Raw genomic sequence first — 13334 nt, 5'->3', positions numbered from 1 at the left:
CGAACAAGACCCCGCAGATCAGAGCCTGGGCGGCCCGCAACAACGTCGAGTTGTGCCTCACCCCGACCTACGCCTCGTGGGCCAACCCGATCGAGGCGCAGTTCGGGCCGCTGCGCACCTTCGTGATCGGCAACTCCAACCATCCCAACCACACCGTGCTCGCTTGGGAGATCCAGGCCTACCTGCGCTGGCGCAACGCCAACGCCCGCCACCCCGACGTGCTGGCCGCCCAACGCCGCGAACGCGCCCGGGTCCGCAGCGAACGCCAGCAACGCTGGGGACGACCCCGCCCCAAAGCAGCATGACAAGACCCGGCGAACGTTCGTGGTCACCGCACTAGGGGGTCACGGTCAGGTTGTAGGTCGCGGAGGTGCGGAAGTCTCCGCTGCTTCCGCGGATCTCGACCTTGTGCGGTCCGGGGGGCAGCGGTGGGAGGACGCCCCAGAGCCCGCATCCGTACGCCCGGACGGAGCCCTCCTCGCTCGCCGGGTTGCCGGGGACTCCGGTGATCGTGATGGGCACGGCCGACCAGCGCTTGAGGGCCGCCTGTTTCCCGTCCACGGTCAGGGTTCCGGTCGCGGTCTCCATGAAGGCCGCGCAGTCCTCTTCGGGGCCGCGCTGATTGACGACCGGCGCGACGAGCGTGCGGCCCGCCGGGATGTCGCAGCCGCGCGTCACGGACCCGCCGAACGTGCCGGCCAGGAACCAGAGGTCGGACGGCTGGTCGACCGCGCAGAACTCCCCCGTGGTGTCCTCGACGGGGTTGCGTCCGGATGGCGAGCCGGCGGCCCAGCTCCACCAGGCGGACTGCACGTCCGCCGGCTCCTGCGATCCGACGGCGACGCCCCCGCTCGGAGAGGGCGGCCCGCTCTCTGTCACGGCGTCGGCCTCGGCCGAGGCGCCGGCGCCGTCCGGATTCTCCTCGGCACAGCCGGCGACCAGCCCTAACAGCAGCAGCGAAACCACGATACGGCCACGAATCATCGCCGCAGATTAGCGCAAACCTGATCAAGGACGTACCGAATAGTCCAAGCCCGACTCCCCCTGCGAGCCGGTCGCGGCGCTCGTCCGGCTAGCACATCGGGGCGGCGGCCCGCCAGAGGACTCCATGACTGCCATCGGCCATGACCAGGGCCGAAACTCATTCGTCACCCAGTTGGCAAAGTTTCCGACGATCCATGCCATGGACAAGGTGGACAAATCCCCATCCCCGCCCCGCCGAATCCGTACATACGGCGCAGCCGTCACACGAGTCACACGGACCAGGACCTTTGGGTGACACTTCACTACCGGCGCGGCGGACATTCTTCGCGAGAAATCCGCTCTGGCGTTCATGGGAGATTCGTGGCTAACGTGTCCTCGTTCGCCGGAAGCCAACGGGCCCCGCCGGACACCATTGCTGGGGAAAAAGCAAGAAGATCGCACGGCGGGTGCATTCATCCGGCCGGCCGGGATGGAAAAGAGAGCGACGAAACACCATGGCGGACTTCCATTTCAGCGTCCTGTCCGGGGCGGCGCCCGCGGAGAGCGACGACACCCGCCTGGCCGATGTGCTCGACCGGGCGATGGCGGCGGCGCGCGGCCCGGCGCGCGGCCCCGCGGGGGAGCCGGCGCGGTGGCGGGCGCGGCGCGCCGGCATGTGGTGCCATGTGGTCCCCGAGGGCGGCGAGTGCCCAGCTCAGGGATGGAAGCTGCACATATCGGCCACCCCCGCGTCGGCGGTGGAGGTGCTCACCCGCGCACTGCCGGTACTGCTGGCCGCCCGCTCGGCGTTCAAGTTCGCCGCCACCCACGACCACGTCGCGGCATTGAACGCGCGCAACACCTCCCGCGGCCATTCGGGAAAGTTCCTGACCGTCTACCCCGAGAGCGACGACGAGGCCGTCCGGCTGGCGCTGGAACTGCACCGGGCGACGGTCGGCCTGGCCGGTCCGCGCATTCTCTCGGACCGCCCCTACGCGCCGGGCAGCCTCGTCCATTACCGTTACGGCGCGTTCATCGAAGAGCGCCGCATCACCAACGACGGATTCTACGCGTGGACGATTCTCGACCCGGATGGAAACCCGGTCGAGGATCAGCGCATCGGAAGATACACGCCTCCGCCATGGGTGTCCTGTCCCTTTCCCGAACACCGGGCGCGCGGCCCCGAGCACGGCGGGAACGCCACCGGAACCGACCGGAACGAGATTCTGATCGGAACGCGTTTCGCCGTCCGGGAGGCGATCCGGCACACCAACAAGGGCGGCGTCTACCGCGCCGCGGACACCGAGACCGGCGAGCAGGTCGTGCTGAAGGAGGCACGCCCGCACGTGGCCGCCGGCGAGAACGGCAGGGACGCCCGCGACCTCCTCCGCGCCGAGGCCCGCGCGCTGGAGGCCGTCGCGGGCCTCGGGCTCGCGCCGCGGCCGGTCCGGCTGTTCACGCAGAGCGGCCACCTGTTCCTGGCGGAGGAGATGATCCCCGGAACCACGCTGGGGCAGTGGACGGCGGATCTGATCGGCGAGCGCGGCTGGGGCCCGCATCTCGCGCCCGCGCTGGAGACGGCCGTCCGGCTCGCCGGGCTGATGGTCAAGGCGCACGGAGCCGGGCTCATCGTGCGCGACTTCACCCCGAACAACATCATGGTCCGCCCGGACGGCGTCCCCGTCCTCATCGACCTGGAGCTGGCCGCCACCGCCGGCGGACCGGACGACGTCCCGCTGCGCGCGGGGACGCCCGGCTTCGCGGCGCCCGAGCAGATGGCCGGCGCGGCGCCCGACCCCGCGGCGGACCGGTTCGCGCTGGGCGCGACGCTCTGCCACCTGCTCACCGGCGGTCCGCCCCACCTGCTGGACGAGCACCCCGCCGCCCGGTCGGTGACCGAACGGCTCGCGGAGTGGCTGACCGCGCGCACCCAGGGCCTGGACCTGCCCGCCGCGGTGGTCCCGCTGCTCCTCGGCCTGATGGCCGACGACCCGCGGCACCGCTGGAGCCCGGAGCGGGCGCGCGAGACGCTCGCCGCCGCGCGCGGCGGGGACGCCGAGCCGGTGCCCGCCGGCACCGAGCCGGAGGTTCCGGCCGGGCGGCCCCGGCTGCGGTCCGGATGGCTGCGCAAGCAGACCCGGCAGACCGTCCTCGGCATCACCGACCACCTCCTCGACTCCATGGACGCCGGGGGCGCCGACACGCTGTGGCCCGGGTCCTGCGTCCACGGGGCTCCCGACCCGTGCAGCCTCCAGCACGGTGCGGCCGGCCCGCTCGGCGCGCTGGTCCGCTGCTTCGAGCTCACCGGCGACCGCCGCCTCCCGGACGCGATCGCCCGCACCGCCCGGTGGATCCTGACCCGGCTGGAGGACGGCACGCCGCGGCCGGCCGGGCTCTACTTCGGCACCGCCGGGGCGGCGTGGGCGATCCTGGACGCGGGCCTCGCCCTGGACGACGCCGGTCTCGTGGACGCCGCCCTGGCCGTGGCCGACCGGCTTCCCACGGCGGTCGACGCCCCCGACATCACCCACGGGACGTCCGGGATCGGGCTGACCGCCCTGCACCTGTGGGTCCGCACCGGGCACGCCCGGTACGCCGAGCGGGCCGTCGCCGCCGCCGACGCGCTGGCCGCCGCGGTCGAGGACCGGGCCGGGAAGCTCTCCTGGAGCACCCCGGCGCAGCACGAGTCGAAGCTCGCCGGGCGGCGCTACTACGGGTTCGCGCACGGCATCGCCGGGGTGGGCTGCTTCCTGACCGCGTGCGCGCGGGCGGCCGGCCGCGCCGACCTGCTGGCCCTGGCCGCCGCGACCGGGGAGAACCTGCTGGACGAGGCGACCGGCACGGAGCGGTCGGCGATGTGGGGGGCCGGTCCCGGCGACGCGCCGACGGCGCCGTACTGGTGCCACGGCGCCGCCGGGATCGGGGGCTTCCTCGTGCGGCTGGCCGACGCCACCGGGGACGCGCGGTTCGCGCGAGGGGCGGAACGGGCCGCGCGGTCGGTGCTGGAGCACCGCTGGCGCGCGCCGCTCGGGCAGTGCCACGGACTCTCCGGCAACGGCGACTTCCTGCTCGACATGGCCGCGTTCACCGGCGACGGCGAGTACCGGCACGCCGCCTGGCGGCTCGCCCGGATCGTGCTCGCCAACCGGGCGCAGCGCGGCCGCCGGTCGGTGTTCCCCGACGAGTTCGGGCAGGTCTCGGTGAGCTGGGGCGACGGGATGAGCGGCATCCTCGGCTTCCTGCTGCGGGCGCTGTACGGCACGCCGCGGCTGTGGACGGCCGACGTCCCCGCGGGCCTCGCCGGAGGGGCGGCGGCCGCGGCCGCCGGGGCGGAGCGCGCGTCATGACCGCACCCGCGCACGAGCCGGTCCTGCGGGGCCTGCCCCCGGTGGCGACCCGGTTCGGGTTCGCCTTCTCGGGAGGGGGCGGCTGGGGCGCCTGCCTGCGCGCCGCCGGGGACGAGGTGGCGCTGGAGAGATGGGAGCTGGCGCGGCCCGTCCCGCTCCGGAGCACGCTCACCGGCGGCGCCGCGGCGCACGCGGAGGACGGCGACGGCCTGGACCGGCGCTGCGGGGTGCTGCCGCTCGACGACGGCCGCGTCCTCGTCCTGCGGCCCGCGACCGGCGTGGACGGAGCACCGGCCGGGCACGGGACCGTCCTCGCGGCGGAGCCGGCCGGCCGGGGGCTGCGGTTCACCCGCTCGTGGCCGGTCCCGGCGATGCTCGCCGGATTCCTGCTGGCGGCGCCCGGCCCGGCGGGCACCATCGTGCTCGTCACGGTCGAGGACGAGCGGTACTCGCGGATCTGGTGGCTGCACTGGCGGCTGCCGGCCCTGGAGGCGGTCGTGCGAATCCCGGGCGTGCTGGGGGGCGGCGTGTGGGTCGACGGCGGACGGACCCTCGCCCTCGACCGCACCACCGCCGCGCACCGCACCGAGGGCGTCCTCGTCGATCTGCCCGAGCGCGCGTGGCGGCGGGCCTGGTCGGTGTCCGACATCACGACCGACCGCATCGCGGCGTTCAGTCCGCGCTCCGGCGCCCTCGCCGTCACCACGACATCGCCGGGCGCGCAGCAGCCCGGAACCGGGCAGATCGGGCTGCGGTTCCCCCGCGGCGGGCCCGTGCGGTTCCCCGAGGCGCTCAACGGGTCCGCGCGTCCCCGGGCGCCGCTGACCTTCGACGCCGCCGGGGAGAACCTGCTCGTCCGCGAGACCCGGGGCGCCGCGGAACGCCTCGCCGTCTACGCGCCGGACCGGGACCGCCTCACGCCGGTGCCGGGTCCGCCGGGAATGCTGTGGCCGCCCGCGCGCTGGGCGGAGGACGGCCGGATCCACCTGCGCTACGCCGCGCCGGACCGGCCGCCCACCCTGGCCACGGTGCCCAGCGGACATGGTGCCGACTGGTGGCTGGCGCCCGACCCGGACGCGGACTTCGGCTGGGCGGACGCCGGCGCCATCGAACTGCCGGGCCCCGCGGGGCCGATCGAGACGATCGTCTACGGCGGTCCCGGATGGCGGCGCGCCCGGCACCTGGTGATCGCCCTGCACGGCGGCCCGCTGGCGTCCTGGCGGCTGGACTTCGAGCCGCTCTTCCAGCACCTGGCCGCCGCCGGCGCCGCCGTCGCCGCGCCCAACCAGCGGGGCAGCACCGGCTACGGCGAGGCGCACCTGCGGCCGGTCATCGGCGACTGGGGCGGCGCGGACCTCGACGACATCGTCCACCTGGCCCGGGAGATCGGGCGCGACCGCGCCGCGGCGGGCCTGCCGGGCCCCGTCGTGCTCGGCGGCAGCTACGGCGCCTTCCTGGCGCTGCTCGCCTCCTGCCGCGCCCCGCGGCTGTGGTCGGGCTGCGTCGCGCTGGCGCCCTTCACCTCCGCCGCCGGGCTGCACGGCGGCGCGTCCGGCGCCGTCCGGGAACGCGTGTCGCGGCTGAGCCGCTGCGACGCGACCGGCGCGCCCGGGGACGGACGCGACGTGCTGCGCGCGTGCGCCGCCGTCAGCGCGCCACTGCTGATCGTCCACGGCGTCCGGGACGAGGTCGTCCCGGTGGCGCAGTCCAGGGCGCTGCGCGCCCGCCTTCTCGAACTCGGCAGGACCGAGGGAGTCGACTTCGACTACCTGGAGGCCGACGACGGCCACGACGGCGTCGTCCAGGCCCGGTCACCGGTCCTGCGTGAAGCCGTGGTCCGCTTCTGCCTCGCGGCGGGGCGGGCCTCCCTACCAGACCAGGAAAGGAGGTGACATCACATGGACGCGTTCGAAGGCGACCTCGTGGCCGCTCTGCAGGAACTGCCGGAGACGGACCCCATCGAGATCGAGGGGATCCAGCTCGGCGGCACCTGCGCGTGCGTCGGCCTGCTCACGCTGCTGAACTCGGTGTGCGTCGGCATCTCGTGCATCTGATCCGCACCATCCCATGCGGCCCCCGGGATCCCTGACCGAACCCCGGACCGCAGAACCCCGGTCACGGGCCGGCGCGAGCCGGTCCGTGACCGGACCCATCCCCGAGTGTAGATGACGCACGCCGACGACGGACGGAGCCGACGAGGGTGGTCCGGACAGCAGCCGAGCCCGGAACGCCCGCCGCGCTGCGCGCCGGGGGCAGGCGGCGGCTGCGCGAGGCCGTGCGGCGGTTCCGGCCGCGCGTGTGCCTGCTGGCGGCGCTCACCGCGGTCCGCGTCGCCGCGACCGTGGCCACGCCGCTCATGCTGGCCGGGGCCGTCGACGCCGCCCGCACCCAGGAGCACCTCGGCACGGCCACGGCGCGGCTGGCGGCCGTCCTGGCCGCGGCGGTCCTCGCCGACACCGGCGAGGACGTGCTCGGCGCCTACTGCGGCGGCGACATCACCGCCTGGCTCCGGCACCGGCTGCTCGGCCGGGTGCTCGCGCTCGGACCGGCCGGGCAGCGGCGCTTCCCCACCGGGGACGTGCTCTCCCGGCTCACCGAGAGCGCCTCCGGGCCCGCGGCCTTCCCGGTCCTGGCGCTGACGGCGGCGGCCGGCGTCGCGACCACCGCGGGCGCGGCGGTCGCGCTCGCCATGATCGACTGGTGGCTCGCCGCCGCGTTCGCGGCCGGGATCCCGCCGCTCGCCGCGGCGCTGCGCGTCTTCGTCGTCCGGGCCACCGAGCCGTTCGCGCGCTACCAGGCGTGCCAGGCCGCGATCGCGACCCGGCTGCTGGACGCCCGGCAGGGCATCCGGACGATCCGGGCGAGCGGCACCGCGGCGGCCGAGGCGCGCCGCGTCCTCGCGCCGCTTCCCGAGCTGCGCCGGGCCGGCCGGGAGACGTGGGAGGCGCAGGGCCGGGTGAGCCGGCGTCTCGCGCTGCTCGCCCCCCTCACGCAGGTGCTGGTCGTCGGCGTCGCCGGGATCCGGCTGTCCACCGGCGACATCACCACCGGGCAGCTCGTGGCGGCCGTGTCCTACGCCGCCATGGCCGTCGCCTCCGCGTCCCTGTTCGACACCGTCGTCGCGCTGCTCAACTGCCAGGTCGGCGCCGGCCGGATCGACGAGATCCTGACGGCCGCCCCGGCGGTGCGGGCACCCGCCCGGCCGGTGCCGCTGCCGGACGGGCCCGGCCGGCTCCGGCTGCGCGGCGTCACCGTCCGGACCGGCGGCCGGACCGTCCTGGACCGCCTCGACCTCGACGTGCCGCCCGGCGCCGCCGTCGCGGTCGCCGGCGCCTCCGGGACGGGCAAGAGCGTGCTCGTGTCGCTGATCGGGCGGCTGCTCGACCCCGACGAGGGCACCGTCGAGCTCGACGGCGTCCCGGTCGCCGCCGTCCCGCTCCCCCGGCTCCGGCGCGCCGTCGCCTACGCCTTCGAACGGCCCGCCCTCCTCGGCGCCACCGTGCACGACACGATCGCCTACGCGCGCCCGGACGCGACCCGCGCCGAGGTCCGCCGCGCCGCGCGGGCCGCCGACGCCGACGCCTTCATCCGGGCGCTGCCGGACGGCTACGACACCCCGCTCGGGCGCGCCCCGCTGTCCGGCGGCGAGCTGCAGCGCCTCGGCCTGGCCCGGGCCGCGCTCGGCGACGCGCGGATCATCGTGCTGGACGACGCCACCAGCAGCCTCGACACCGCCACGGAGATGCGGGTGACCCGCGCGCTCCAGCGGATCCTCGCGGGCCGGACCAGCCTGGTGGTGGCGCGCCGCCCCGCCACGGCCGCCCGCGCCGACCTCGTGGCCTGGCTCGACGGCGGCCGGGTGCGGGCCCTCGCCGCCCACGCCGAGCTGTGGCCCGACCCCCGCTACCGCGCCGTGTTCGCCGCACAGCCCGCCTCGGAGAAGGTGGCTGGCCCGTGACGGCACCGCCCGCGGCGCTGCTGCTGCACCGCCACATACGGGGGCAGTGGCCGGCGCTGCGCCGGCTCGCCGCCTGGTCGGCGCTGGAGAGCCTGCCGGCGTTCGCCTCGGGCCTGCTGCTGGCGCGCGCCATCGACCACGGGTTCCTGTCCGGCCGCCCCCTCGCGGGGCTCGGCTGGCTCGCCGCCCTGGCCGGCCTGTACGCCGCCGGCGCGGTCGGGACGGGCCGCGTCTACCCGTGGCTCGCCGCGACCGTCGAACCGCTGCGCGACTCCCTGGTCGGGGAGGTCGTGACCGCCGCCCTGCACCGGATGAGCGACGGGTCCCCGGACGCGGCGGGCGCCGGGGTCTCCCAGGTCACCGAGCAGGCCGAGGCCGTCCGGGCGCTGCTCGGCACGGCGCTGCGCAACGTCCGGCAGTTGCTGTCGGCGGGGGTCGCCGCACTGCTCGGCCTGGCCCTGCTGGCACCGCCGCTCGCGCTGGCGGCCGGCCTCTCGGTGGCGCTCGCGCTCGGAGTCTTCGCGGCCACCGTGAGCCTGCAGTACCGCCGCTACCTGGCCGTCGTCCGGGAGGCGGAGCGGATCGGCGAGACCGCCGCGGTGGTCGTGCACGGCGTCCGGGACGTCACCGCGTGCGCCGCCGAGGAGCGCGCGGCCGGCACCGTCGGCGCGGTGATCGACGCGCAGGCCGGGGCGCTGCGCGCGTACGCTCGCACCCGGCTCGTCCGGCTGCCCGTGCTGGTGCTCGGCGTGCACCTCCCGCTGCTCGCGCTGCTCGTCCTGTCCCCGTACCTGACCGCGCGCGGGTTCACCGCCGGGGAGATCGCGGGGGCGGCCGGGTACCTGGTCACCGGGCTGCAGCCGGGCATCACCGTCCTCGTGGACGCCGGCGGCACCCTGCTGCTCAGCCTCGCGGTGATCCTCGGCCGGCTGGCCGGGGTCTGCGCCCCGAGCGCCGCGCCGCCCCGGACCGGCGCGACCGCCCGCTCCTTCGGCATCGAGGCCGACCGGATCACCTTCGCCTACTCGCCGCACGCCGCGCCCGTCGTCCGGGAGCTGTCCCTGTGCGTCCCGGAGGGCACGCACCTGGCGGTGGTCGGTCCGAGCGGCACCGGCAAGTCCACGCTCGCGAACCTGCTCACCGGCCTGCTGACGCCGCAGCGGGGTCGCGTCGCGCTCGGCGGCGTCCCGCTCGGGCAGGTCGATCCCGGGCAGCTGCGGTCGGCGGTCACGCTCATCCCGCAGGAGACCTACGTCTTCGCCGGGACGCTGCGCGACAACCTCGCCTACCTGCGCCCGGACGCCACCACCGGGCAGCTGGACGAGGCCGTGGCGGCCGTCGGGCTGGCGGACACGGTGGACCGCCTCGGCGGCTACGACGCGGACCTGCCGCCCGGCGGCGCCGACCTCTCGCACGGCGAACGGCAGCTCATCACCCTGGCGCGCGCCTACCTGTCGCCCGCGGCCGTCCTCGTGCTGGACGAGGCGACCAGCCATCTCCAGCCGGCCGCCGAGGCCCGCGCCGAACTGGCCCTCGCCGGACGCGGCGGCACCCTCATCGTCATCGCCCACCGCATCAGCTCCGCCGAGCGCGCCCAGCGGGTCCTGCTCCTGGACGGCCCGGTCCCCGTCCACGGCACCCACGAGACACTCCTCGAACGCAGCCCCCTGTACGCCGAACTGGTCGGCCACTGGCGCACCTGACCCATGGCCGGCATCCGGGGCACCGAAGCCGGTTACAGGCCGCAGCGTCCCAGGACGTCACGCTTGCGCGGGGTGAGAAAGCCAGGCCGGATGCGGCCGTCGCTGCCGCCGCCGAGGACGTTGAAGGCCGCGGCGCCGCACCGGGCTCACGGCCAGGTGCGGGCCGACTCGGCGAACGTCTCGGGGGCGCTGTGCACGGGCACCACGCAAAGCAGGTGGCCGCCCGGCGCCCGCAGGGTATGGGCATCCTGCCAGCTCGACACCGGTTCCGCGCCCAGCGCCGTCAGGCGGGCGACCTCCGCCGCCAGGTCGTCGGTCTCGATGTCGAGGTGGTAGCGCGGCGCGTCGTCGACCGCCTGGACGACGGTGAACAGCCCGGGGACCGCGCCCGCCAGCACCGTGAACTGCTCCTCGCCGGGCGCGGGATGCACCTGGGCGCCCAGCGCCGCGGACCAGAAGTCCGCCGCCGCTCCTGCTTGCGCGGCAGGCGTGTCAATGAGGATCCCGACCAGTCGACTGCGGTGCATGGCGGGGAGGCTATCGGCAACACCCCGGCCGGCCAAGGCCCGAGACCGTCGAACTCACCCTCCTCCGCCTCGCTCGGAACCCCCGTCCGGCAGGGTCGTGCTAGGCGGCCTTCTGGGGGGTGCTCGTGGTGGTGACGCCGCGGGCGAAGGCGCCGATCTCCTTGATGGCGGTGAGGCCCTCGCGGGAGATGTCGGCGAAGACCTGGAAGACGTGGGCCTGGCCCTCCCAGATCTGCAGGGTGCAGGGGACGTCCGAGGCGCCGAGGCGTTCGGCCATCCGCTCGGCGTCGCCGAGGAGGACCTCGATCGCGCCGGCCTGGATGAGGACGGGCGGCAGGCCGGTGAGGTCGGCGTGCACCGGGGAGAGCCACGGGTCGGTCGGCTCGGCGCCGGGAAAGCAGGTGCGGACCATGTCCCACAGGCGGTGCGCGGGGATGAAGGGGTCGAGGGCCGCGTTGGCGTGGGCGGTCTTCGGGGCGATGTCCAGGTCGGCGAACGGCGACAGGGCGGCGATGCCGGCGGGGCGGGGCAGGCCCTCGCGGAGTGCGTGCAGCGGGGCCATGAAGGCCAGGTAGCCGCCCGCGGAGTCGCCGGCGATCACGATGTCGTCCGCGCCGTAGGTCCTGAGGAGCCACCGGTAGGCGCCGACGCAGTCGTCGATGGACGTCCGGATCGGGACACGCGGCTGCATCCGGTAGGCGACCGACAGGACGGGCATGCCGGCGGCCTGGGAGATGCGGGCGATCATGCGGCGGTGGGTGCGCAGGCCGCAGGCGACGAAGCCGCCGCCGTGGAAGTAGAGGATCACCCGGCGGGAGCCGGTGGGGACACCGGGGCCGCGCACCCATTCGGCGCCGCAGCCGAGGCCCTGCACCGCGGCGACCCTGGTGCCGCGCGGCGGCAGCAGGAGGGCCGCGCCCAGGTCGAGCAGCGGGACGAAGCGCAGGGTGAACGGGGTCCACGGGAGCCGCTCGACGAGCGGGCGCACGACGCGGCGCATGAACCGGGCGGCCAGCCGCGCTCCCGGGCCGCATCCCGCGCGTTCCTCGATCACCGGCGCGACCGTCATGTGGCATCCCTCCCGCGCTTGTCCGCGGGAGCTTACCAAGTAAGTGCTTGGGTATCTACGGGTGGAGGGCCGCGTCGGGCGGGCCCGCGGTCACCCGGGTGAACCGGACGGTGAGGCCCGCGCGCTCGGGGGCGCAGCAGTAGGGGCCGGCCGCCGCCCCGACGCCGGGCGGGAAGGGGGCCAGGCGGATCATCCGCCACGGGTCGCCGCCCGCGCGGGCCCGGACGGTGACGGCGTCGCCCGAGCGGCTCGCCCGCAGCGTCACCTCGCGGCCGTGCCACGGGACGGGTGCCGAGGACCAGTCGGAGGCGCCGGCCGTCACCACCGCGCCCAGTTGGAGGGCGCCGTCGCAGTACTCGACGCCCGCCTTGATCCACGTCTTCTCGTCCAGGCGCACGAGGACGCCCGCCTGGTCGAACTGGCGGTCGTAGTCGGCGATGAACGTGACCTCGATCGCGGCCTCGGGGCCGAACGGCGACAGCAGGGCGTGGCCGCCGTCGCGGTCGTAGCCGTAGGACGTCGTCCGCCAGAAGTCGCTCCCCTTCGCCGCGGTCACGAGGAGCGCGGAGCCGTCCTCGGCGACGGCGGCGGGCGGGTTGAGCCATTCGCCGGTGATCACGCTGCGGAATCTACGGGAGGGGTGGGGTTAACTCCACCCCCGGAGATGGACCTTTCCTCCGGTTTTCATGGAGTTGGGCCCAGTGCCCGCCGAAGTGTCGGACGCGAAGGTTGTGATGGGACGCAACACCGGCACGGGGAGGGGCACCATGGTCAGCACTGCGGCGGCACGGGGAGTGCTGAGGGGCAGAGCACGGCCGCTGCTCGTCGAGGCCGGCCTCCTGCTGGTCCTGTTCGCGTTCTACAAGTGGGGGCGGACGCTCGTCGAGCAGGGCCCCGGCCAGGCCATGTCGAACGCCGCCCTGCTGTGGGGGTTCGAACGGCCGTGGCTGCCGAGCGAGGTCGCGTTCCAGCACTGGGCGCTCGGATGGGAGCACACCGCGTTCCTGGCGAACGTGTACTACGTCGGCGTCCATTTCCCGGGGACGGCCCTGCTGCTGATCTGGCTCTATGCGCGGCACCGGTCGTCCTACGCCCGGGTGCGGAACGAGCTGGTGGCGCTGACGGCGGCGGGCCTGGTCGTGCACACGCTCTTCCCGCTGGCGCCGCCGCGGCTCGCCGGGATCGGCGCCGTCGACACCATGCTGACCGTGGGGCCGTCCGCGTACCCGGCGGCGGCGGACGGGATCGCGAACCAGTACGCGGCGATGCCCTCACTGCACATCGGATGGGCGCTGCTCGTGGCGGTCGCGGTGGTCAGGACGTCGCGGAGCCCGTGGCGCTGGGCGGTCGCGCTGCACGCGCCGGTGACGGTGCTCGTGGTGGTCGTGACGGCCAACCACTACTGGACGGACGGGATCGTCGCCGCCGCGCTCCTGGCCGGCGCCATGGCGCTCCTCTCGGCGGCCGGCTCCCCCACCGCGCACGATGATCGTGAAAGCGGCCACCGCACCGAAGTCGAGTCCCGCGACGACGAGCTCGTGCCCGCCTGAGCGAGGCGGCCGGCACCGGACGTCACGGCGGAGGCCGAATCCGGTTCAGCTGTGACACAGGTTACTCAAAGACACCACCCTGACCAGGGTAAACTGCCTAAATGACCATGCTCGTGGCGCGCCGCCATGTCGACTACGGGCGCGTCACCAGCTGCGGCTGTTGTCGCGCGACGCACTGACGCCGCCGCCCTCCCGGCGCCGTCCCGCGAGCCCCCCG

General features: G+C 75.4%; 10 protein-coding genes and 1 pseudogene. 7 read left to right on the top strand and 4 right to left on the bottom strand.

Annotated features, from left to right (window positions below; translation table 11 throughout):
• Nucleotides 1–305 (top strand): annotated as a pseudogene (locus E1284_RS31060) (IS630 family transposase); the annotation flags it as partial.
• A 31-nt stretch (nt 306–336) separates the two neighbouring features.
• On the opposite strand, the gene E1284_RS31055 reads toward E1284_RS31060, so the two are convergent.
• Nucleotides 337–984, bottom strand: a complete 648-nt coding sequence (locus E1284_RS31055; protein ID WP_207924051.1) for a signal protein — start codon at nt 982–984, stop codon at nt 337–339.
• 494 nt (nt 985–1478) lie between these two features.
• Between E1284_RS31055 and lanL the strand changes: the two genes are divergently transcribed.
• The 5 genes from lanL (at nt 1479) to E1284_RS31035 (ending at nt 9971) form a co-directional block, all read left to right on the top strand.
• On the top strand, nt 1479–4310 hold the full coding sequence (lanL, locus tag E1284_RS31050; protein WP_207924050.1) for a class IV lanthionine synthetase LanL: 2832 nt from the start codon (nt 1479–1481) through the stop codon (nt 4308–4310).
• A complete protein-coding gene (locus E1284_RS31045; RefSeq protein ID WP_131943716.1) occupies nt 4307–6202 on the top strand; it encodes a S9 family peptidase in 1896 nt (631 codons plus the stop codon). Before lanL ends, E1284_RS31045 begins: the two co-directional genes overlap by 4 nt.
• Before the next feature lie 6 nt (nt 6203–6208).
• Nucleotides 6209–6364 carry a VenA family class IV lanthipeptide gene (locus tag E1284_RS41920; protein ID WP_165965497.1) on the top strand — a complete coding sequence of 52 codons (156 nt, stop codon included), beginning with the start codon at nt 6209–6211 and terminating at the stop codon, nt 6362–6364.
• A 146-nt stretch (nt 6365–6510) separates the two neighbouring features.
• Nucleotides 6511–8268: an ATP-binding cassette domain-containing protein gene (locus E1284_RS31040; RefSeq protein ID WP_131943715.1), complete on the top strand. Its 1758-nt coding sequence runs from the start codon at nt 6511–6513 to the stop codon at nt 8266–8268.
• A complete protein-coding gene (locus E1284_RS31035; RefSeq protein WP_207924049.1) occupies nt 8265–9971 on the top strand; it encodes an ATP-binding cassette domain-containing protein in 1707 nt (568 codons plus the stop codon). Before E1284_RS31040 ends, E1284_RS31035 begins: the two co-directional genes overlap by 4 nt.
• 146 nt (nt 9972–10117) lie before the next feature.
• Here the strand turns inward: E1284_RS31035 and E1284_RS31030 are convergent, their stop codons facing one another.
• From E1284_RS31030 to E1284_RS31020, 3 genes are all read right to left on the bottom strand, one after another.
• Nucleotides 10118–10498 carry a VOC family protein gene (locus E1284_RS31030; RefSeq protein ID WP_131943714.1) on the bottom strand — a complete coding sequence of 127 codons (381 nt, stop codon included), beginning with the start codon at nt 10496–10498 and terminating at the stop codon, nt 10118–10120.
• Between the two features lie 100 nt (nt 10499–10598).
• The gene (locus tag E1284_RS31025) at nt 10599–11567 is read right to left on the bottom strand and encodes an alpha/beta hydrolase (RefSeq protein ID WP_131943713.1); all 969 of its coding nucleotides are present in this window, start codon (nt 11565–11567) and stop codon (nt 10599–10601) included.
• 55 nt (nt 11568–11622) lie between these two features.
• The gene (locus tag E1284_RS31020) at nt 11623–12186 is read right to left on the bottom strand and encodes a DUF1349 domain-containing protein (RefSeq protein ID WP_131943712.1); all 564 of its coding nucleotides are present in this window, start codon (nt 12184–12186) and stop codon (nt 11623–11625) included.
• Between the two features lie 148 nt (nt 12187–12334).
• On the opposite strand from E1284_RS31020, the gene E1284_RS31015 reads away from it, so the two are divergent.
• Nucleotides 12335–13117, top strand: a complete 783-nt coding sequence (locus tag E1284_RS31015) for a phosphatase PAP2 family protein (protein ID WP_165965496.1) — start codon at nt 12335–12337, stop codon at nt 13115–13117.
• Nucleotides 13118–13334: the final 217 nt, after the last annotated feature.

It is taken from the genome of Actinomadura bangladeshensis (assembly GCF_004348335.1).
Classification (GTDB): domain Bacteria; phylum Actinomycetota; class Actinomycetes; order Streptosporangiales; family Streptosporangiaceae; genus Spirillospora; species Spirillospora bangladeshensis.
Note: the sequence above shows the minus strand (reverse complement) of the source record. Positions and strands in the feature narration are given on the sequence as shown.